Origin of the sequence: Tolypothrix tenuis PCC 7101, from assembly GCF_963874875.1 — a bacterium.
Taxonomy (GTDB): Bacteria; Cyanobacteriota; Cyanobacteriia; order Cyanobacteriales; family Nostocaceae; genus Aulosira; species Aulosira tenue.
On sequence record NZ_CAWNJS010000001.1, the window covers coordinates 6,127,979 to 6,151,716 of the forward strand.

At 41.9% G+C, this 23,738-nt stretch carries 12 protein-coding genes and 2 rRNA genes (1 of these 14 cut by a window edge); 3 read left to right on the plus strand and 11 right to left on the minus strand.

Annotated elements, in window-relative coordinates:
* The 8 genes from AACU25_RS24180 to AACU25_RS24215 form a co-directional block, all read right to left on the minus strand.
* Window positions 1–919: ribosomal RNA gene (locus AACU25_RS24180) — 23S ribosomal RNA — on the minus strand (it extends 1,904 nt beyond the left edge of the window).
* Window positions 920–1,215: 296 nt separating this feature from the next.
* Window positions 1,216–2,704: ribosomal RNA gene (locus AACU25_RS24185) — 16S ribosomal RNA — on the minus strand.
* The 16S and 23S rRNA genes sit together here, the layout of an rRNA operon.
* A gap of 721 nt (window positions 2,705–3,425) precedes the next feature.
* Complete coding sequence (locus AACU25_RS24190; RefSeq protein ID WP_096579305.1) at window positions 3,426–4,730, minus strand: NF041680 family putative transposase; 1,305 nt, start codon at window positions 4,728–4,730, stop codon at window positions 3,426–3,428.
* Window positions 4,731–5,032: 302 nt separating this feature from the next.
* Window positions 5,033–5,767 (minus strand): HAD family hydrolase, encoded by a 735-nt coding sequence (locus tag AACU25_RS24195; RefSeq protein WP_096580024.1) that lies wholly within the window; start codon window positions 5,765–5,767, stop codon window positions 5,033–5,035.
* Window positions 5,768–5,866: 99 nt separating this feature from the next.
* The gene (locus AACU25_RS24200; RefSeq protein ID WP_096580026.1) at window positions 5,867–6,883 is read right to left on the minus strand and encodes a 30S ribosomal protein S1; all 1,017 of its coding nucleotides are present in this window, start codon (window positions 6,881–6,883) and stop codon (window positions 5,867–5,869) included.
* Between the two features lie 459 nt (window positions 6,884–7,342).
* Window positions 7,343–7,447, minus strand: coding sequence for a photosystem II reaction center protein T (locus AACU25_RS24205; protein ID WP_071989499.1), 105 nt, complete (start codon window positions 7,445–7,447; stop codon window positions 7,343–7,345).
* 147 nt (window positions 7,448–7,594) lie between these two features.
* Window positions 7,595–9,124 carry a photosystem II chlorophyll-binding protein CP47 gene (gene psbB, locus AACU25_RS24210; RefSeq protein WP_045874842.1) on the minus strand — a complete coding sequence of 510 codons (1,530 nt, stop codon included), beginning with the start codon at window positions 9,122–9,124 and terminating at the stop codon, window positions 7,595–7,597.
* A gap of 550 nt (window positions 9,125–9,674) precedes the next feature.
* A complete protein-coding gene (locus AACU25_RS24215) occupies window positions 9,675–9,998 on the minus strand; it encodes a hypothetical protein (protein ID WP_096580029.1) in 324 nt (107 codons plus the stop codon).
* Window positions 9,999–10,464: 466 nt separating this feature from the next.
* Here AACU25_RS24215 and AACU25_RS24220 point away from each other — a divergent pair, with 466 nt between their 5' ends.
* Together AACU25_RS24220 and AACU25_RS24225 are read left to right on the plus strand one after the other, a co-directional pair.
* Window positions 10,465–12,123 (plus strand): ABC transporter substrate-binding protein, encoded by a 1,659-nt coding sequence (locus AACU25_RS24220; RefSeq protein WP_096580031.1) that lies wholly within the window; start codon window positions 10,465–10,467, stop codon window positions 12,121–12,123.
* An 81-nt stretch (window positions 12,124–12,204) separates the two neighbouring features.
* Window positions 12,205–13,230 (plus strand): ABC transporter permease, encoded by a 1,026-nt coding sequence (locus tag AACU25_RS24225; protein WP_096580033.1) that lies wholly within the window; start codon window positions 12,205–12,207, stop codon window positions 13,228–13,230.
* Window positions 13,231–13,281: 51 nt separating this feature from the next.
* Here AACU25_RS24225 and AACU25_RS24230 read toward each other — a convergent pair whose 3' ends face one another.
* The 3 genes from AACU25_RS24230 to psbA all read right to left on the minus strand — a co-directional run bounded on the left by AACU25_RS24230 (window position 13,282) and on the right by psbA (window position 18,419).
* The gene (locus AACU25_RS24230; protein ID WP_096580035.1) at window positions 13,282–15,315 is read right to left on the minus strand and encodes an FAD-dependent oxidoreductase; all 2,034 of its coding nucleotides are present in this window, start codon (window positions 15,313–15,315) and stop codon (window positions 13,282–13,284) included.
* Between the two features lie 350 nt (window positions 15,316–15,665).
* The gene (locus AACU25_RS24235) at window positions 15,666–17,057 is read right to left on the minus strand and encodes a malic enzyme-like NAD(P)-binding protein (RefSeq protein WP_045874837.1); all 1,392 of its coding nucleotides are present in this window, start codon (window positions 17,055–17,057) and stop codon (window positions 15,666–15,668) included.
* Between the two features lie 279 nt (window positions 17,058–17,336).
* Complete coding sequence (gene psbA, locus AACU25_RS24240) at window positions 17,337–18,419, minus strand: photosystem II q(b) protein (protein ID WP_096580037.1); 1,083 nt, start codon at window positions 18,417–18,419, stop codon at window positions 17,337–17,339.
* Between the two features lie 673 nt (window positions 18,420–19,092).
* Between psbA and AACU25_RS24245 the strand changes: the two genes are divergently transcribed.
* Window positions 19,093–23,442, plus strand: a complete 4,350-nt coding sequence (locus tag AACU25_RS24245) for an amino acid adenylation domain-containing protein (RefSeq protein ID WP_096580039.1) — start codon at window positions 19,093–19,095, stop codon at window positions 23,440–23,442.
* Window positions 23,443–23,738 lie beyond the last annotated feature (296 nt).

A 23,738-nucleotide genomic window follows, 5' to 3' on the forward strand; every position in this document is an offset into this window, starting at 1 on the left:
GGTACCGGTCTCCCAGCCCGCACCGAAACAGTGCTTTACCCCCCAAATATAATCATTACCGCTGCGCCTAAACACATTTCGGGGAGAACCAGCTAGCTCCTGGTTCGATTGGCATTTCACCCCTAACCACACCTCATCCGCCGATTTTTCAACATCGGTCGGTTCGGACCTCCACTTGGTGTTACCCAAGCTTCATCCTGGACATGGTTAGATCACCAGGGTTCGGGTCTATAAACACTGATTATCGCCCTCTTCAGACTCGCTTTCGCTTTGGCTCCAGCATTCTCGCTTTAACCTACCAGTGCCTATAAGTCGCCGGCTCATTCTTCAACAGGCACGCGGTCATCCGTTTAATCGGACTCCCACTGCTTGTAAGCTGATGGTTTCATGTTCTATTTCACTCCCCTTCCGGGGTTCTTTTCACCTTTCCCTCGCGGTACTGGTTCACTATCGGTCACACAGTAGTATTTAGCCTTACGAGGTGGTCCTCGCTGATTCACATGGGATTCCTCGTGCCCCATGCTACTCGGGATTCAGCTCCTATCCTTGAGTTTTTGACTACAGGACTTTCACCTTCTTTGGTGCAGTATTTAGCTGCTTCGTCTAACCGCTAGATTCGTTCTCGCTGTCCCACTACCCCAGAAGGTAAACCCTCTGGTTTAGGCTCTTCCCCTTTCGCTCACCACTACTTAGGGAATCTCTAATTTGATTTCTCTTCCTCCAGCTACTAAGATGTTTCAATTCGCTGGGTTGGCTCTTTCCTGCCTATATATTCAGCAGGTAGTATTTAGGGTTCCCCCATTCGGATATCTCCGGCTCACAGTCTGCTTCCAACTCCCCGGAGCATTTCGTCGGTAACCACGTCCTTCTTCGCCTCTGTGTGCCTAGGTATCCACCATCAGCCCTTATTAGCTTGACCACTATTCCATTGGTTTTCCAACTTGCATTCACCAACACTATTCGTGCCTGTGTCTGCCTGCTTTCTATCGCGTTACTATGCAGTTTTCAAGGTTCTGGCTGGAATTATTCCAGCAGTTTGACTATTTAAACAAAGAGTCAATTGCTGATTTTACCTTTTGATGTTTGCAATCATTTTTATTTACCGAACACACAATACTTTGAAAGTTCTTCATCAATCTCGACCGACCTAGAGTAGACCATCTTTGTCTCTATTCACTGTTTGCTTTCGATTTCAAAGTTGGGTAGGTCTCCCTAAAAGGAGGTGATCCAGCCACACCTTCCGGTACGGCTACCTTGTTACGACTTCACCCCAGTCACCAGCACTGCCTTCGGCATCCTCCCCCACGAATGGTTGGAGTAATGACTTCGGGCGTTGCCAGCTTCCATGGTGTGACGGGCGGTGTGTACAAGGCCCGGGAACGAATTCACTGCAGTATGCTGACCTGCAATTACTAGCGATTCCTCCTTCACGCAGGCGAGTTGCAGCCTGCGATCTGAACTGAGCCACGGTTTATGAGATTTGCTTGCTATCGCTAGCTCGCTGCCCTTTGTCCGTAGCATTGTAGTACGTGTGTAGCCCAAGACGTAAGGGGCATGCTGACTTGACGTCATCCCCACCTTCCTCCGGTTTGTCACCGGCAGTCTCTCTAGAGTGCCCAACTTAATGCTGGCAACTAAAAACGAGGGTTGCGCTCGTTGCGGGACTTAACCCAACATCTCACGACACGAGCTGACGACAGCCATGCACCACCTGTGTTCGCGCTCCCGAAGGCACCCCTCCCTTTCCAGAGGGTTCGCGACATGTCAAGTCTTGGTAAGGTTCTTCGCGTTGCATCGAATTAAACCACATACTCCACCGCTTGTGCGGGCCCCCGTCAATTCCTTTGAGTTTCACACTTGCGTGCGTACTCCCCAGGCGGGATACTTAACGCGTTAGCTCCGGCACGGCTCGGGTCGATACAAGCCACGCCTAGTATCCATCGTTTACGGCTAGGACTACTGGGGTATCTAATCCCATTCGCTCCCCTAGCTTTCGTCCCTCAGTGTCAGTTGCGGCCTAGCAGAGCGCTTTCGCCACCGGTGTTCTTCCTGATCTCTACGCATTTCACCGCTACACCAGGAATTCCCTCTGCCCCGAACGCACTCTAGCTATGTAGTTTCCACTGCTCTTATGAGGTTGAGCCTCACTCTTTAACAGCAGACTTACATAGCCACCTGCGGACGCTTTACGCCCAATCATTCCGGATAACGCTTGCATCCTCCGTATTACCGCGGCTGCTGGCACGGAGTTAGCCGATGCTTATTCCTCAGGTACCGTCATTTTTTTCTTCCCTGAGAAAAGAGGTTTACAACCCAAGAGCCTTCCTCCCTCACGCGGTATTGCTCCGTCAGGCTTTCGCCCATTGCGGAAAATTCCCCACTGCTGCCTCCCGTAGGAGTCTGGGCCGTGTCTCAGTCCCAGTGTGGCTGATCATCCTCTCAGACCAGCTACTGATCGTCGCCTAGGTGCGCTCTTACCACACCTACTAGCTAATCAGACGCGAGCTCATCTTCAGGCAATAAATCTTTCACCTTTCGGCACATCCGGTATTAGCCACCGTTTCCAGTGGTTGTCCCCGACCTGAAGCTAGATTCTCACGCGTTACTCACCCGTCCGCCACTATCTCCGAAGAGACCGTTCGACTTGCATGTGTTAAGCATACCGCCAGCGTTCATCCTGAGCCAGGATCAAACTCTCCATTTTGATTTCGAGCTTGTGGCTCCGATGACTTTATGTCTCGGAATCCTATATTTCTTTTTTCAGATTTCTTTGGGTCTTAACCCAACAATCTTAATTGACGAGGATTGTTTCTGAAGCTTTCAAAGTATTTGTTTTTCTCGGTTCGGTTGCTTTGGCATCTTTCCGCCTTAGCACTTATCTACATTAACAACTCTTTTTCTGTTTCGTCAACCCTTTTGTCAACTTTTTTTCCAACCCACTCTCTACCATTGCTGCACTACGACAGTAAACCTCTATGGGTTAAGCCTTTTGGCGTTTTTTCTTCTTTAATATCTGAGTCAGCCTGAACTATGGCTGAGTATTTATCTCATGCGAATCCCCCTGTTACGCTTCAACTCACCTCTACTCATTACCATCTGTTGCACTAGAGAATGTATGTTTCGGAAAATGACAGCAGGCCTTAGACAAAGAATTTAGAGCGTTCCTGAATGATGGGATGATTTTTGTCTTACGCCAAGGCACAAACAATCGACTTTTGGCTTTACCCAAAATTTTGAATTTATCCCACAGATGCAAATATGCAACGCCAGCTTTTTTAAATTGCTCTAATGTGCTAAAAGCAGAGCCATCCGTACAAAGTGTTTTCTAAATATGCTTGATACTGGAGTTTAGACTAAAGCATGACAAAATGACCCAGCAGCAGTGAGTTGACAAGTTACACATCTCAAAGCAAAAAAACTCAATGTCAAGCGGACTGTGGTTGTTCTTTTTTCGGCTTGGCAGTACTTTTTTTAACTGTAGGATAACGAATTCTACGCAGGCGAACTTTGCCAGCAGGCCAGCCTTGAGACTTTCCACGGGGTTTGGGTGAAACAGACGGTGTACCAATGGCGGCGAAAACTGCTGCCATTGCTTGAGCGACCCGTCCAGGGGACAATCTGGACTGTTTTTTCTGCCAAGGTAAAGGATTGTCATGTACAATCCCATGTGCAAGCCAAAGTTGCCAAGTCATCAGGGGTAAAAGGTCACTCCACCGCTGACACTGTTCTGGGGTACTCAATTGCGGCAGAGTCCAATGCAAGCGCCCTTTGGCAAAACGATACCAGTGGTCAATGGCAAATCGACGGCAGTAAAGCTGCCAGAATGAGGATAAAGCAGGCATAGATAGTCCCACCCACACCAACCATAAAGCCTTGTTTTTTGGCACACCAAATTCATCTAAGCGCTGAATTTGAATCAAATTCATGGAATGATCTTTGGACTGTTGAAAATGAAGATTACACCATAAGCGGATAGATAAACGCCCCATTTTTGGGTCGTTGACTTCAATGATTTGGTCAGGTGTCCACCATGTAGACGAATCGTTGAGTTTAAATTTATCACCGTGGATACGGGGACGACCAGTGCCGCCATAAGGTGGGGGCGCACCATACAGCAGTCGATTGGAGCGCAAACGCATTAATTTGTCTGCGGCAATATCGCTTGTTTGTTTCACGAAACTAGCACACCCGTATTCTGCATCCCACAAGCTAATGGGGCTTGTTGGCAGGTTTGAGCATACTAGTTTTAGTTGTGCGGCAGCTTTTTGAATTGGGTTCTCAAAACTGGTGATGCGTTCATGTAATAGGGGTAATGCCCAACTGCCCTCTGTTTCCGGCACAACTGCAATGGTGCTGTAGCCTTGTCCCAAGGTTACGGGTTTTGCCCCTGACATGGGTTGAACTTGATGCTCATAGGTTCGGTCTTTCAATGTTGGGGCATGTAATCTTGCCCAAGCTGTATGGTCTCCTGCTAAGATGATTTTTTCTGTGGGATTGAGTTGTTTTATATACAACTTCATCAGTTCGGTTCGGGGCGGATTTCCGTCTTGTATTGCCTCGTATACACTCGACCATTGCCTGCGAAACACGGGAGACACTGATAGTTCTGCAAATGAATTAATACTACGTGTTACTAACACTGCATCCATCAAGTCGAATAAGGCATCTTTGGCTTTACCCAGGATAGTGTACACACCTGTGCGAAATTGTTTAAGCTTTTCTAATGTCATGGTCAAGCTGTTAATTTTTTTCCTTTTATCAGCATTGACCAATTTGCGGTTAGTTCAACATCGCTGACCGCTTTTTTTGTTCGCGGATTTTTCTCCTGTTCAGCTATGTCCTTTTTTTGACTATTTTTCTCTCAGTGTTATTTTCCCCGCCAACCCTATTTAGTCTAAAGTCCAGTTGATAAGCTGTCATAGTTTGATACTTGACCTAACGAGCATATGATTTGCATTAACGGATCGCATGATTTTTATTTTGATATATTCATTAGCATCTGATAATAAAAAATTTTGACTTTAGCTAATATTTAAGGCTCTAAAATTTGAATTTCATCAAGTTGATTAATAACGACATCTGCACCTCGGACATGATCTGTTTTATTAATCCAAGTGATGCCAACACAGCCTGCAGCTTTAGCATTGCGTGCCATTTGCATATCACCAACAGAATCACCTACCATGAGTGTGGCGCTGGGTTCTATACCCAAAGCTTGGCAAGCTTGTAGAAATAATATGGGATCTGGTTTACTAGGCCCTTCATCTACTCCCATTTCTAACTGTAAATAGCTCCCTAGCTGATGATGTGCTACAAACATTTGCACTTCTTGAGTTTTTGCAGCCGAGAGAATACCGAGTTTTATTCCTGTTTGTGAAAGAGATTTAATCACCTCTAAGCTACCCACAAATAGTGGTGAAGGGGTTTGACCAATATATTTGTCTGCTTCATCCAAAGCGTGACGGGCAATTTTTAAAGACTCAAACCATCCCCTACCAGTTTCAGCAATATATGCTGCTGCTGCAATTTCTGTTTCGCGGCGACTTGCGACTGCCATTATACCTGCTGGGTCAAGGTTATTATTATTAACGCCAAATGCCATCAATAGGGGTTCCCCAATACCGGGGATTTGTGCGTCTATTAAGCGTGCTGTTCTTTGGGAAAGCGATCGCAAATAAGCTTCTGAGTCTTCTAAGGTACCGTTTTTGTCAAATATCACTGCTTTGATATTTGTAAATGTGATATTTCTACATTTAATAGTTGCCAAAATCTTTCACCTCATAGGAATTTTATGAGCATAAAAAAAGAGGGAGAATCCCCCTTTTTTTAAATTTAATGCTTTTATTTAAAGAAAAATAGCAGTTTTTTATTCTTCAATAGCTGCTGGAATTTCTTCTTCAATAGCTGCTGGAATTTCTTCTTCAATAGCTGCTGGAATTTCTTCTTCAACTAGAGCATCAACAGCTACAGAAGTAATTCCTTGCTGTTTTGCTAGCAACTGTTCTCGATACTTAGCTGCCATTTCTTCGGCCTTATCATAAACCAAATCACGATTTTTAATCATATCGCCAGGTTCAGGTTCCAGTTGTTTGGTTGATAAGGAAATCCGACCTCTTTCTGCATCCAAGTCAATAATCATAACTTTAACTTCATCATTGACGTTGAAAACACTGTGGGGTGTATCAATATGCTCGTGGGAAATTTCGGAGATGTGCAACAGACCACTAACACCACCGATATCAATGAACGCACCGTAGGGTTTAATACCGCGTACTGTACCGATCACAACTTCACCAACTTCGAGGCGGTTCATCTTCCGCTCAACTAGCGCTCGACGATGAGATAGCACTAAGCGGTTACGTTCTTCATCTACTTCCAAGAATTTCAATGGTAGTTCTTCACCTACCAGTTCTTCTTTAGGTTTGCGAGTGCTGATGTGGGAACCGGGAATAAAGCCACGCAATCCCTCAATCCGCACTAATGCGCCACCACGGTTAGTAGCAAACACACCAGAGCGTACAGTAGCATCTTCAGCTTGTAGCTGCCGCACGCGTTCCCAAGCCCGCATATATTCAATACGACGGATTGAAAGGGTCAACTGACCATCTTCGTTTTCGTCAGTAAGAATAAAAAATTCCCGAGTTTCGTTAGACTGTAACACTTCTTCCGGGCTATCTACCCGGTTAATAGACATTTCTTGTATAGGTATGTATGCTGCTGTTTTCGCACCTATGTCAATCAGAGCGCCGCGCGGCTCTATACTGAAAACTGTTCCTGGTACAATATCGCCAGGGCTAAAGTGATAATCGTACTTATCAAGTAGAGCAGCGAAATCTTCGTGAGTAAATCCAATTTCTGTAGCGGTTAAATTCTGATTGACCATGCTAATTTGTTCCTGGTTCTAGTCTCCGTAAATTTTTTGTCGCGAGTGCAATTTCTAGGCAAGCTATATCATACTAGCCTAAACTTTTTTTATCCTAGCGCAGAAAAGCTAGTAACAACACATATCAACTTCCAGATAGAAGATTATATCATAATATCTGGTGACAAGCCTTTTATGAAAAGTTGATGTTTAGCGCCAAAGGTTTCAACCCTAATATTTATAATTTGCAATCAAACTACTCATAATTAAAGTATCTTACCCAGCCTCTAGCTTACACTAAAGTCTTACCTTCTTATTGACATCATGATGATCGATAGTTCAGCGCTAGTGATAGCGTAGGGTGTAATTTTTGTCTATTAAATTATTTTAAGAGTGATTATACGTAAATATCCGCTGTTACCCAAGAGATAGCAGCGGATAAATAGGTTTAGATAACCTTAAAATCCTGGTAATAGTAATCTAATCATCTTTTTTCGCAATGCGAGGGGGTTCGCGAAATGCGATCGCAAAGAAGAGAACTCCTATACACAGGGTGAAAATTAAGATGTACGCAACGCTTTCCATATTACAAGTTCCTGCCTATCCAGCCAGTAATAATATTGTAACAAGCCAGGTTATGAGGTGTTGGGGACTGGGAATTAGTATTTGGGTATCTGAGAAAACTTTTCTGGAGCTTCTAGACCCTCATCCCAAGTCCCTAGTCTCTAAATCTTAAAGAGCTTCCTTACGGCGGGTTGTCTTGTCACCCACTTTTTGGAATAGACCCCATTCCACTTGCTCTTCTAGATCCGCTTCTACACCAGCAAATACGTCGCGGTAGATTGTACGAGCGCCATGCCAAAGGTGACCAAAGAAGAATAAGAGAGCAAATACAGCGTGTCCAAAGGTAAACCAACCTCTGGGGCTAGTACGGAATACCCCATCAGAGTTCAAGGTTTCCCGGTCAAATTCAAATATTTCACCGCCTTGAGCTTTACGGGCGTATTTCTTCACTTCAGCGGGATCTTTGATGGTTTGTCCATTTAGATTTCCACCATAGAAGCTAACAGTTACACCAGATTGTTCAAAGCTATATTTGGATTCTGCCCGACGGAAAGGAATATCAGCACGAACAACACCATCTGCGTCGGTCAAGATTACTGGGAAAGTTTCAAAGAAGTTAGGCAGACGACGTACAGTCAATTCTCTACCTTCAGAATCTTTGAATACTGCATGACCTTGCCAAGATTGGGCAATACCATCACCCTTGTTCATTTGACCTGTACGGAATAAACCGCCTTTGGCAGGGCTATTGCCGACGTAATCGTAGAAAGCCAATTTTTCAGGAATTTTTGACCAGGCTTCTGTAAGTGTCGCACCTTGAGCTAGATCGCTTTGTACGCGGCGCTGAATTTCTTGACGGAAGTAACCTTGATCCCATTGGTAACGAGTAGGCCCAAATAGTTCAATAGGAGTGGTCGCGTTACCGTACCACATAGTACCAGCAACCACGAAGGCACAAAAGAAGACCGCAGCAATACTGCTGGACAGTACGGTTTCAATATTACCCATCCGCAAAGCTTTATAAAGCCGTTCGGGTGGTCTGACTGTGAGGTGGAATAAGCCTGCAATAATGCCGACGATACCAGCAGCTATGTGGTGAGCAACAACACCACCAGGGTTAAAGGGGTTAAACCCATCTGGCCCCCATTCAGGTGCTACTGGTTGGACGCTACCTGTGACTCCAAAGGCATCGGAAACCCACATTCCTGGGCCATATAGCCCAGTGAGGTGAAAAGCACCGAAGCCGAAACAGAGTAGACCAGATAAGAATAGGTGAATACCAAACATCTTGGGCAAGTCTAGAGCTGGTTCACCTGTACGAGGATCTCTAAAGAGTTCCAAATCCCAGTAAACCCAGTGCCAGACTGCGGCTAAAAACAACAAACCAGAAAGAATGATGTGAGCAGCAGCAACGCCTTCAAAAGACCAGAAACCAGGATCGGTTGCTGGCGCGCCAGTAACGCTCCAACCACCCCAAGATTGAGTTACACCCAAACGTGCCATGAAGGGTAACACGAACATCCCTTGACGCCACATAGGGTTGAGAACTGGATCGCTAGGGTTGTAAATAGCTAGTTCGTAGAGTGCCATCGAACCAGCCCAGCCTGCTACTAGAGCTGTGTGCATCAAGTGTACAGAAATCAGCCGTCCTGGATCATTCAGAACGACTGTATGTACTCGGTACCAGGGTAGTCCCATCGACTACGCTCCTCCTCGATGAGTTAGTTTACAAAGCAATTTTCTTACAAAAGTAATACATGGTAGAAGTCCCTGCGGTGACTTCTCTCAGTTTTTTTGTTATTGCCAGGGCCTTGCTTACCACCGCTGAGTCTTAATCAATGAGACAGGGTGGGTATTCTGGCAATGCTGACACGCATAACGGTCCTTACCCAGGATAACGATCGCTATTTACTAGACTTACCTAAAAGTTGGCTTGCGAAAACTTTGGCTTGTTCTTGTAGAACTAGTTAAGTACTTCTCAGGCATTTAGGTAGTCAGGCGTGCTAGGCAATTGCCAAGCAAAAATGAGAATATTTTAAAAAGTGTAACTATTGATGGTACGGTTTGCAAGCGTGTAAATAGATGCGATCGCGTAGCATCTGCAAGAAATTTTGCTACAACTGCCTGTCACAGATTTAATTTGCGTATTCTTTGGGGGATGAGGAATATGAGAATGGCAAGGGAATTCTTCTAATTTCATGCCCAGCCGCTACTCCTCTTAGCCCCAATCCCCTATTGCCAATCGCTACTATGTAACTGATTGCATGTTCTGCAGCTGACACTTGGCTTGTGCTGTACCCAAACGTTCGATTACCTGTTCAGCTGTCATTAGACGCTTCAGTACTACTTGACCAATGGTATTTTGAACTGGAACTGGTGTTGTAGGTTTCACTTCTACAGTTAAAATGGCATCTTCAACTCGATAAAGCCACAACAATTCGTTATTTTCTATAAGACAAATATTCAATTGCTGAATATCAGGTTGTCGTCGCCATGCAGTAATCTGCCAAAGTCCATCAGATGCCCATACTCTAGAAACAGCCCAACCTTCAGATAAAAAGAAATACTTCACGTTCTTAGTCCTACTATTAGAGTCTCAATCTGCTGTTTACGATATCGCAATCTTTTCAATGGCTGATGTATATATATTGATATTTATCTAATATTTATTAATCAAACTAGACAGCAAATGAAAAATGTTTGATTTAGAGCTTCAGCAGCTTAACCATTTAGTACATTACAGTGTCAATAAAACACCTCTGTAAAATAGATGAAATCCTGACGCTGTCTAGCTAAATAGAATTTTGGTTTTTAATTTTCAATTCTACGTAGCAGTACTAAGTACTCATAAAATTTGCGACTAAAATGAGTTAATGTTGCAATATTTTAATAAGTATGAATTTTTGCAAGATATAAGAATTTAATCTGTAAGTATGTAATTTTGCCGGAATTTGGCAATAAACTTTGCTATTTGATGTGGGCTATTCGCCAACCTATAGTAAAATGACTCACCATTGTTCTCAATACTTGATATTTCTATGACCAGGTTTGTCTTACCAGTCAGACGATGGAGCAGGATGACACAATTCCTCTCTTTATTTTGTCTATGTTTACTATTGGTTGTGAGCTGTAGTCCTCGCCAACAGACAACTACTTCAACTACTTCTACTAGTTCTCCGAACTCTACAACAGGGGATGGACGCATTACTATTGGGACGACATCCAAGCCAAGAACTCTAGATCCGGCAGATGCTTACGAGTTGGCATCATTGGGTTTAGTGTTTAATATGAGCGATCGCCTCTATACTTATGAGCCTGGTAGTACAGAAATTAAGCCTCAACTGGCGACAGCATTACCCAAAGTCAGTGCAGATGGTTTAACTTACACCATTCCTTTACGCCAGGGAGTAGTTTTTCACGATGGAACTCCCTTTAATGCGGAAGCGATGGCTTTTAGTATTAAACGTTTTATTGAGAATAAGGGTAAACCTTCCTTCTTACTAGCTGATACAGTAGATTCAGTCAAAGCTACTGGTGAGTCTGAGTTAACTATCAAGCTGAAAAAACCTTTTGCAGCATTTCCCTCTCTACTAGCATTCTCTGGAGTTTGTCCAGTTTCGCCAAAAGCTTATGAGTTGGGCGCAGGGAAATTTAAGCCAGAGACCTTTGTGGGAACTGGCCCTTACAAATTAGCAGCCTATGGTACTGATTCGCTGCGTTTGGATGTATTTGATAAGTATTGGGGTGAAAAACCTGCGAATCAGGGCGTTAACGTTCAAATTCAGACTAGCCCGGTGAATTTATTTAATGCTTTCCGTACAGGTGCTGTAGATGTCGCTTATCTTTCTTTGCAACCCGATCAAATTCGCAGCTTGGAAGAAGGTGCAAAAAAAGGAGATTGGCAAGCGATTACCGCCCAAGGTAGTGTAGTCAGCTATATGGTGCTGAACCGGAATCAGAAACCTTTAGATAAACCAGAAGTCAGACAAGCGATCGCATCTTTAATTGATCGTCCACTGTTAAATCAGCGAGTCTTGTTTAATCAAGCTGATCCACTTTACAGCATGATTCCTACGACATTTAATGTTTCCCAGCCTTTATTTAAAGATCAATATGGGGATGCTAATGTTGACAAAGCCAAACAACTATTAACGGCTGCTGGTTTTTCTAAAGATAATCCAGCAAAAGTAGAAGTTTGGTATCCTGCTAGTTCACCTACAAGAAGTTTGGCAGCACAGACAATAAAATCACTAGTCGATCAAAAAATGGAAGGCATACTAGTACTGGAAGCCAAAACTGTGGAAGGTGCTACCTTCTTTAAAGAAATTGGTAAAGGTTTGTATTCCATTGCACTACTGGATTGGTATCCAGACTTTTTAGATCCTGATAATTACGTACAACCATTTTTGGCTTGTCAAAAAGGTTCTGTTGCCAAGGGATGCGAAGATGGCGGAAGCCAAACTCAAGGTTCTTTCTATTACAACGAAACCGTTAATAAACTAATCGATCAACAACGGAAAGAACAAAATCCAGAGGCGCGTAAGCAAATATTTACTCAAATTCAAACACAAGTTGCAAATGATGTGCCTTACGTTCCCTTATGGCAAAACAAAGATTATGTATTTGCCCAAAAAGGTGTCAGTAATGTTCAACTTGACCCCACCCAAAATTTAGTTTACAAGCCGATTAAAAAGTAATTTCGTCTGTTGTCCTTTGTCATTAGTCATTTGTTCTTAGTTGGATAAATGGCTAATGACTAAATAAATAATAAATAAATTATGTCTCGATCCAAAGCTCTACAATATTACATTGCTTCGCGGTTACTATTAGCACCACTCCAGCTATTAACTATTATCACTATCGTATTTCTCCTACTCAGAGCCACACCAGGTGATCCGGCGGATGCAATTTTGGGCGGACGTGCGCCAGAAAGTGCCAAAGCGGAATTACGCAAACAACTCGGTTTAGATTTACCTTTGTGGTTACAGTATTTAAATTATTTAGGAAACTTACTGCGCTTTGATTTAGGAACTTCTTTAACAAGCCGCGGGCAGAATGTTGGGGATATTATCGGGCAATATTTTCCCGCTACAGTAGAGTTAGCTGTATGTAGTATGGCAGTTGCTTTAATTGTGGGAATTTTAGTTGGGACGCTTTCTGCTTCTCGTCCTGGAACAGCTGTTGATGCTAGCGGACGTTTATTTGGAATTATTACTTATGCTCTCCCAATGTTTTGGGCGGGAATGATTCTGCAGTTAATTTTCTCAGTCCAACTACGTTGGTTTCCCAATTCCAACCGCTTTCCGCCAAATCTTCCGGCTCCTACTCATATTACTGGGTTATATACCCTGGATAGCTTACTTGCTGGAAACTTCAGCCAATTTTTCACATCATTACACCATATTGCCCTTCCTAGCTTGACTCTGGGAATTTTGTTGAGTGGAATTTTTGAACGGATAGTGCGCGTCAATTTAAAGCAGACTCTACAAGCAGATTATGTAGAAGCTGCTAGAGCCAGAGGAATTCCAGAAAACAAGATTTTAGTGTCCCATGCTTTGAAAAATGCTTTGATTCCAGTCATTACAGTTTTAGGACTAACCTTTGCTTCTTTGTTAGGTGGAGCAATTTTGACTGAAGTTACATTTTCTTGGCCTGGTTTAGCCAACCGATTGTATCAAGCAATTTCCGATCGCGATTATCCTACAGTTCAGGGAGTACTAGTATTTTTTGGTGCGATCGTTGTTACTGCTAGTATTTTGATTGATATTTTAAACGCTTATGTCGATCCGCGAATTCGCTATTAGGCTCGAGATCCCCAAACTTTTGAAGAAAGGGGATCTTATAGATGAAATCAGCTAACGCCAATCTTCCCAATTTTGATTGAAAATTGAGGTGTCAGGAAAGGCAGTAGGATTGCCATTTTGTTCTAATAAACGTTTGAGTGCTTCTAATTGTGGTTCGGGTTTGGGTAACTCATCTACTAGTTGGTAGGGTGCTACAGCATTTTTGAGGGCGAAAGCTGCAACTGTTCCCGCAGCCGCACCAGCTGACCATTCAAAGGAGTGGACGCGATAAGCAGCCGCAGCAATGTGGCTGGTACCAATACTTTTACCACCGACGATTAAATTATCTATTTTTTGGGGAATCATCGCCCGTAATGCTATTTGGAAAGGATAAGCTTGACCTGCGCCGCGTCTTTCACCAGCACGTTCTGTATTTCCAGGTGTTTCTGGTGGACTTTGGGTCATACAGGGATGGAAATCGATAGCATAGTGACCAATACCGATAGAATCAGGAAAGATAGTAGAACGAGTTCGCCGCATGGCTTTATCTGGAGAAATTTGACCAGAAATTACGGATGTTGCTTCTAAACCTGCTAGCGCTGCTCTTAGCTGCTTATACATATCTGCTGGCAGCGTCTTACGGTAATATTCGTCGTTGTAGTCACGACGAGAAATATCAATTTCCCAAATGCCAAAGCCAGAAGCTTGTCCCCAGCTAGGACGGCCAATAATGCGCCTCCCTTCTCGCATATAAGGATATTTGGACAAACCAGATACCGTCCCCATTGGGGAATCTAGCCCAGTTAATAAACGATGGTTGGGGTATGGCTGTTTCACACCGTTTCCTAGTTGGGAATCTGTCGTTCCTGCAACTAGCCAGTAGTAATAGGAAAGGGCATTTTCTTCACCTTTTCGTAGGGTCTCGGTTCTCAGCCCCCCCATCCAGCCACCAGGCTGCAACTGTCCAGTACTTTCTAATTGCTGACGAGTATAAATTAAGTTATCAGCCGCAGTTCCTGGGCGATAGTCGTTACCCCATGTCCAGTTTTGCATGGAAATGTCCCCAGGTGAGGAGGCAGTAAAATTAATACCACCGAATTTTGTTGGTTGTCCTTTTGTAGGACTCCAAATCCGACGGTAAGTAAAAACTAAATCAAAGTTTGCTAACCGTTGCAATTCATAGCTGAAATAAGGTGCATATTGAGGATAATATGCAGGCATTGTCTGAGGCTGTGCTTCCTTAGTCGCCTCCATTGCAAACGTGTAGGTAAAACCTTGAGGACAAAAGGGGTCGTTTTCAGAACTGGAAGCAGAAGGTTCCAAGTAAGAACGAGCATCTATGCCTAATCGGTAGGGAACATCAGCTAGGCCAATGATTTCTCCAGTTTCACTAGCATCTACAACATACCAATTTGGAGATGTTTGTTGATTGGCTTTAGGTACAAAGCGAATAATTGTTTTAGTAAACCGAGATGAATTGCCGTAAGTATAGGCATCTTCAATAGTTTGAGATAAAGGATAAGTATTGAGAGGAAGTGCGCCTTTTGCAGGTTGATGTTGAATTGCGATCGCACTATTGATGATTTTCCCATCACTACTAATATCTAATTCTTTAATTACTGTATTGCCAAACCATTGCAACTTGCCTTTGCCTTTGTTTTCGGCATCTTTGAGCATCTGAGTCAAAATGGTGTGAGCATCACGGGGTAAAAAGCAAGAGTCACTTACCCAGCAATTACCAGGATTGAGTTTACCGTACTTGCGTTGAATGCGATCGCGTAATTCCAAATAACCGCGAGAATAAAATTTCAGTGCTCTTTGAGTCGGTCTTTCGTCTAATGCAGAGGTTCCTTGAGCAGAAATTTGTCCCCCCAGCCAATCGGTAATTTCTGTTAAACAAACAGTTCTACCTGCAAGTAAACCTTCGTAAGCTGTAGCGACACCCGAAAGTCCACCTCCCACCACTAATATTTCACAATTTACAGTTTTATCTGGGTTTCGCGGTGGTGTAGCAATCATTGCTGAATACGGTGCTAGCAAAGCAGATATCAAGCTGAAACTGATGAGTGAATGCTTTCCATAAACCAGTTTTCGTCTACATTTCATATGGGAGATCCCTGCAAATCCTTTTCACCTGTAGACGGTAGCATTAGGGTAATGTTTTACTCAAGTTTTTCAGCAATAAATTAGGGATTAGGGACTGGGGACTGGGGATTGGGTGCTGGGAAGTTTGTGCTAAAGGTAAAAAATCAAACTGTAAGTCAGGAAGATAGGAAGAAAAAAGGTTTTTATTCGTTGGGAGATACGCTGTTGAGTGCAAGTTAATGAAAAATAATATTTGCGCTATCGTAATTATCAACAAAAATCAATACATCAAAATATAGAGATTTTAGATATCACTATTGTGTGTATCTTGATGAAGTGAGGACGGACATATTGTCCGTCCCACAAAAGTATCAACTATGAGCAATACCTTCTTGACGCGCTGCTTGTTGTACAGCCGCCGCTACAGATGAGGCGACTCGCTCATCAAAAACGGAAGGAATAATATGTTCCCGATTTAAATCTGAAGGCTTCACTAAAGATGCGATCGCATGTGCAGCTTCTAAATACATAGTGGTGGTAATTGTCTTAGCTTGACAATCTAATGCACCGCGAAATACTCCCGGAAAAGCCAAAACGTTATTGATTTGATTGGGGTAATCACTGCGACCTGTAGCAATTACAGCTACATCGTTTGTGACTAATTCTGGTTGAATTTCGGGAATCGGATTAGCCATTGCAAACACGATCGCATCTTTTGTCATTGATTGCACCATTTCTGGTGTCAAAACTCCCGGTGCGCTTACGCCAATAAATACATCAGCGCCTTGCAATGCACCAGCTAATGTACCTTGGGCTTTAACTGCAAATTCCCGTTTTTCTTCAGTCAAATCAGTACGGCTGGTAGAGATAATCCCTTTAGAGTCGCACATCCAGATTTTTTCTGCCCCAGCTTTGCGGAGTAAACGTGCGATCGCTACCCCAGCAGCGCCAGCACCATTAATCACAATGCGGATTTCTGCTAGTGATTTATTTACCAGCTTCAAAGCATTAAACAATGCTGCCAAGGTGACAATAGCTGTACCATGCTGGTCATCGTGAAAAACAGGTATATCTAATTCCTGACGCAGCCTTCTTTCAATTTCAAAGCAGCGGGGAGCAGCGATATCTTCGAGGTTGACACCACCAAAAACCGGAGCAAGATTTTTGACTGTCCGTACAATCTCATCGGTATCTTGAGTTGCCAAGCAGATGGGGAAAGCATCAATACCCGCAAATTCTTTGAACAGCATCGCTTTCCCTTCCATAACTGGGAGCGCAGCAGCTGGGCCGAGATTTCCCAAACCTAAAACAGCACTACCATCGGTAACAATAGCTACTGTATTTTTTTTGATGGTGAGGTTATAGACTTCATCTGGATTTTCGGCGATCGCTGTACAAATGCGACCTACTCCAGGTGTGTAAGCCATTGCTAAGTCAGAAACACTCTTGAGAGGAATCCTGCTAGCGATGCTGATTTTACCGCCACGATGCAAATTAAAGGTGCGGTCATACACACTTAGCAAGTGAATATGTGGTAGTGCTTTGACTGCCTGCACAATAGTTTCCGCGTGTTCAGTGCTAGCCGCATCAACCGTAATATCGCGAGTAGACTCTTTGCGGGTTTGCTCGATTAAATCAATTTGTCCGAGTAGTCCACCACTAGCTGCGATCGCTTGGGTAACTGAAGCCAACATCCCAACGCGATTGGGAATCTGCAAGCGCAGAGTCAAACTAAAACTAGAATTAGGAGTAAGGTCTGCCATTGTGATTTTTAGAATTTAAATTTCACATCTTATATTGAATTGATTATTAAAAACCTATTGCAAATCTTAAATGTCATATTTTACTAACTGTTAACTAATTGCAAGCTCGTAAATATACTCAGCGACTTCAGATATTTTTGCTATCTCATGTTCTCAACTGCTACGCAGAGAACACAAAACCTTGTTATCAAAAGGTTATGTGATAGTGAATACATTTTTAATGCCAATAAAAAAGCGCTCTCTCAATCGAGAACGCTATTAATTTATATTAACCTCAGATTAACCATGCATTGCTGGAGTCTGGAAAGCCACAGGTATGAATTCATCAGCAGCCAAATCGAGAGGGAAGTTATGAGCATTACGCTCGTGCATCACTTCTATACCTAAATTGGCACGATTGACGACATCAGCCCATGTACTAACTACACGGCCTTGAGAATCTAGCACCGATTGGTTAAAGTTAAATCCATTCAAGTTAAATGCCATTGTGCTAATACCCAAAGCTGTCAACCAGATACAAACTACAGGCCAAGCAGCTAAGAAAAAGTGCAGCGAACGAGAGTTATTAAAGCTAGCATATTGCCAGATCAAGCGTCCAAAATAACCGTGAGCCGCTACAATGCTATAGGTTTCTTGTTCTTGACCAAATCTGTATCCATAATTAATCGATTCAACTTCAGTCGTCTCCCTAACTAGCGAGGAAGACACCAAAGAACCATGCATTGCACAGAATAAAGAACCACCGAAAACACCTGCTACCCCAAACATATGGAAGGGGTGGAACAGAATATTATGTTCTGCTTGAAATACAAGCATAAAGTTAAACGTGCCGCTAATACCTAGAGGCATACCGTCAGAAAAGCTACCTTGACCAATGGGATAAATTAAGAACACTGAGGTCGCCGCAGCTACGGGTGCTGAGTAAGCCACACAAATCCAGGGACGCATCCCTAGACGAAAACTTAATTCCCATTGCCTACCGAGCCAGCAGAAAATACCAATGAGAAAATGCAAAACAATTAGCTGATAAGGGCCGCCGTTGTAGAGCCATTCATCCATAGAGGCTGCTTCCCAAAGGGGGTAAAAGTGCAAACCAATAGCATTGGATGTTGGCACAACAGCACCAGTAATGATGTTATTACCGTAAAGTAAAGAACCAGAAACAGGCTCTCGAATACCATCGATATCAACCGGTGGTGCAGCAATGAAGGCAATAATGAAGCAAATGGTTGCAGTTAACAAAGTGGGAATCATTAACATACCAAACCAGCCGATATAAAGCCGATTTTCAGCGCTAGTAATCCATTGCGAGAATCGATCCCACTGATTACCGGTTTCGCCTCTTCTGAGAGTTGTGGTCATGGCTGTATTGTTGATAAATCACTAAAATCAACATTCTCAATTAGTAAAAATTGAGAATAAAGCTATTTTCAAAGACTTTTGCCAAATACCTTCTCCCTCATCATCGGGGCTCTCTGAAATTGGCTCACACCATACAAAAATTACTCAACTAATTGCCCAGGGAGACGGTGTGAATAAGGGGGAATTTTTCCCGCCTCTTATTATCAGTTTTTACATAAACTCTTTGTATTTATCAATATTTTTTTTATAAAGTTTGATTGCAATTACTACCTAACCTCTTGTGACAGCAGAATTTTCATATCTCAACATTAGGGCTTTAAGTATTTTTCACAAACAACGTTTTATCTGGACGCAAATTTACCTAAAAATTGATTAAAGCTGGCAGATACTCTATCAGAAATAGTTTCACAATTTATCCAGTGGCATTACTCAAGCTATTAAGTAAAAAGCCTAATTAAAATATATCTACAGATTTTTTTCTAATAGCTTCTAATTGATATTGTAAATAATATTACTTAGATTATTTATGTAATATTAAAAACCAAGCTGTTAGTAACAGTCAAGATATAAATTGACTGAAAAAATTAGGGTATGCACTGCCACAGACTTCAAAAGGGTACTGCTAAGTACTCTGAATACTTCCAGTTCAACATTTGGTTAGATGGAAAAATCCATGCTGAGTGATCATAAAAACATTTCCATTCATCAATTGGTGGAATTTCAGGTGTCACAAACCCCTGATGCTGTAGCGGTCATTTTTCAAAATGAGCAATTAACATATAGAGAGCTGAATCAAAAAGCCAATCAATTAGCACATCACCTGAGAACTCTAGGTGTAAAACCAGAAACATTAGTAGGGGTTTGTATAGAGCGATCGCTAGAGATGGTAGTCGCGCTCTTAGGGATACTCAAAGCAGGTGGTGCTTATATTCCACTCGATCCTACCTATCCCCCAGATCGTTTAGCTTTTATCATCGAAGATACTCAAATTCCTATCCTGTTAACCCAAGAGCATTTACAGGCATTAGTTTCTCAACATCAGGGACATACTGTCTATATAAACAGCGATTGGCAGAACATAGCTCAACAGCCAACAGATAACCCTATTAGCGAAGTCAGACCTAACAATCTTGCTTATGTAATTTACACGTCTGGGTCTACAGGTATACCAAAAGGTGTAGCAATTGAACACCGCAATACAATTGCTCTGATTGATTGGGCCAAAGAATTTTTTACTCCTGAGCAATTAAAGGGAGTGTTAGCCTCCACATCAATTTGCTTCGATTTGTCTGTTTTTGAATTGTTTGTCACTCTTTGCTGTGGTGGCAAGGTAATTCTCGCTCAGGATGCCTTAGAGTTACCTAACTTACCAGCAGCATTGGAAGTTACTTTGATCAATACTGTACCTTCAGCGATCGCAGCATTGCTCCGCATGGAAGGTATTCCCTCTTCTGTCAAGACTATTAACTTGGCAGGTGAGCCGTTGCAAAATGCTCTGGTACAACAACTTTATCAGTTAGAGCATATTCAACAAGTCTTCAATCTTTACGGGCCCACAGAGGATACAACCTATTCCACAGTAGCTTTGATCCAAAAAGGATCAACCGAAATTCCATCTATTGGTCGTCCTCTCCCAAATACAGAAATTTATTTATTAGAAGTACCATCACGGAGGAAAAGTGATCGGCTCAAACCTGTTCCAATGGGTGTAGCAGGTGAATTATATATCAGTGGTTCTGGGTTAGCTCGTGGTTATCTGAATCGCCCTGATTTAACATCTGAGAAGTTTATTCTTCATTCCTTAAATCAAGAAACACAAGTACGGCTCTACAAAACCGGAGATTTAGCTGTTTATTTGCCCGATGGTAACCTCAAGTTCCTTGGTCGAATAGATCACCAAATCAAAATTCGTGGCTTCCGTGTGGAATTAGGAGAAGTAGAAGCAGCCATCAACCAATATCCAGGAATAAGAGAGTCTGTAGTCATTCCTAGAGATGGTGAGTTTGGAGACAAACGCCTGGTTGCATATATTGTTCCAAAAACTCACAGTGATTTGGAACAATTAAGGCCAATGGATCAGTTCTATACTAAACAACTTCAGGAATGGAGAAATGTATGGGATGCCACTTATAGTCAGCCTTATGAAGATGTCGATCCAACTTTCAATTTTATTAGCTGGAATGATAGTTTTACAGGTCTACCAATACCAGTTGATGAGATGCATGAATATGTGAATTCAACAGTTAAGCACATTCTCTCCTTAAAACCTCAGCGAGTATTGGAGATTGGATGTGGTAATGGACTTCTCTTGTTTCGTATTGCTCCTCATTGTAGCCACTACTTCGGTACGGATATCTCTAAACAAGCTATCCATTACATTGAGCAGCAATTAAGCAAAAGCAAGCCAAATTTGTCACATGTAAAAGTATCTGAGGGTGCAGCCCATGAGCTTGAAGAGTTAGAAGCAGGCAGCTTTGATACCGTTATTATTAACTCTGTAATTCAATACTTTCCTAGTGTGGATTATCTTGTACAAGTTATTGAGAAGGTTGTCAAGTTGATCAAACCAGGAGGGCAAATTTTCATTGGTGATGTTCGTAGTTTACCGCTACTCGAAACTTTTCATACAGCAGTTCAACTCAGCCAAGCTATTGCTTCTCTTTCTAGCAATCAACTCCAACAGATAGTTCGAGAGCGAATGTTGCATGAAAGAGAACTAGTACTTCATCCTAAGTTCTTTCCTACTCTGAAGCAGAGGATTCCCCAGATTAGTCATGTTCAAACGTTTCTCAAGCGAGGTCAATCTCAAAACGAACTGATTAGGTTTCGCTTTGATGCCATCCTTCATGTAGAAGCTGATACATATCAAGTTTTAGAGCCTCTATGTTGGGATTGGCAACAACAAGAACTATCAATTCCATTAATTTGCAAATTTCTTCAAGAGGAACAGCCAAAAATTCTCAAGATTATTAATGTACCTAATGCACGGGTATTCTTAGATGTGAAAGCAGTTGAACTACTAGCAAGTAGCAATAAACCAAAAACTGTAGGACAGCTAAAGGAAGCGCTCTGGCAAATCCATGAATATACTAGAGTTCATCCAGAAGAATTTTGGAATATCAGTCAAGATTTACCCTATAACGCCCATATAACTTGGTCTGAGTTAAATACACCAGGTACCTATGACGTTGTACTACAAAGTCAGTTAAAAACAATAGAGCAAAAGGCTATTCCTATCCTGCCAGAGCAATCATTAGAGTTAAAACCATTAAGTGCTTATGCTAATAATCCTCTTCAAGTCAACGAGAAAAGCGAATTGGGTCTAAAACTACGGACTTACCTGAAGGAAAAATTACCTCACTATATGGTTCCTTCAGCATTTGTAGTGATGGAAACGCTACCCCTGACAACAAATGGAAAAATTGATCGGCGATCGCTACCTGAACCAAAAAAAGAGCGACCAATGTTAAAAGAGGCATACATTGCGCCTTCAAATCTAATAGAACAACAGCTGGCTGAAATTTGGTCTCAGATTTTAGGGATAGAACAAGTAGGTATTTATGATAACTTTTTTGAACTCGGAGGACATTCTCTGCTTACAGCTCATCTGCTGTCTCAAGTAGAAGAGGTTACTCATGTAAAAGTATCTTTATCCTACTTTCTTAGAAAACCAACCATAGCAGGATTAATTAAAGCGATTAATACTACTCAGAACTTAGATTATGATGTTAATTTTGGGGAAGAAAATCAGATAGATTTATATACAGAGTCCATTTTAGATCCAACAATTTATCCTGAGCTACCCTTTGTTGAATCTAAAAATGAACCAAAACATATATTCTTGACTGGAGTTACAGGGTTTTTAGGCGCTTTCTTACTGGATGAGCTTCTGAAACAAACTCAGGCAAATATTTATTGCTTAGTTCGTGCTTCTAATATTGAGCATGGTCGGCAAAAAATTCAAACTAATCTAGAGCGTTACAAACTTGGAAGCAGTAAGTTAAGTTCTAAGGTAATTCCCATCTTAGGAGATTTATCACAACCTTTATTGGGAATAACTAGCGCAAACTTCCGAGAATTAGGTAACAAACTAGATCTAATTTATCATGCTGGTGCACTTGTAAATTTGGTTTATCCATACAATACATTACGAGCTACTAATGTGTTAGGAACCCAAGAGATTCTTAGGTTAGCTAGCCAGGGTCAAGCCACCCCTGTCCACTTCATTTCAACCATTGATGTATTAAAGCCGCTGATTTTTCGTGAAAAGAAGATTATTACAGAGGATGAACACCTTGATAATCCTTACGATCTGAAACAGGGTTATACCCAAACTAAATGGGTTGCTGAGAAGCTAGTAATTGCTGCTCAGTCTAGAGGAATTCCTACATGTATTTATAGACCAGGAATGATGTCTGGTCATAGTCAAACAGGTGTTTCTCAAACTAATGATTTGATAAACAGAATCATCAAAGGCATGATTCAGATGGGATCTGCACCTATTTGGGAGCAATGGATCAATTTAACTCCCATAGACTATGCTAGTAGAGCTATTTTATATTTATCAAGACAGCGAGAATCTTTGGGAAAAGTATTTCATATTGTTAATCCTAATCCATTGTTTTGGAACAATATTGTTACTAATATCCAAAGCTTCGGCTACTACATTAGACATTTATCATATGATAAATGGCAATCTGAATTGCTAAAATTAGATATTGAGCAAGAGAATGCATTAGAACCAATTATTCCTCTGTTTACCGAAAAGATTTTTAATAACCAAATGACATATCTAGAAATTTTCTTAAGAACTTCTACAGTATTTGACTGTCAGAAGACTCTCGATATGCTTGTAGATACTTCCATAATCTGCCCAATCATCAATGTTAATATTCTCCAAACTTACTTCGACTATCTTATTAACAAAAGTTTTCTTAAACTTCCCAAAGAAAAAGTTGATAAGATTTTTCACCAAGACACAATAAAAACAATTTCAGAGTATAAAAATTTGGCTAAAAACTAATTGAATGAAGAAACAATATTAGATAAAAATACTATGTGAAAATAAATTAAAGAACAGAGATTGCAATTGTACAAAGACCAGTCTAATGATATCTATGGGTTTGATATTACCTGGGTCAAGTTACTTATTAATTTTTCCTCAAGCGTTATTTGTTCAACCTAATAGGGAATTATTAACTATGAATAATAACTAGTACCAGCAACCCAGCATCCATCAAACACCCTATAAAGTAAGACTCGTTAAGACTATGCAAAGCCACCTACGTAAATCAATCGGATCAAGATTATTCTTCTATG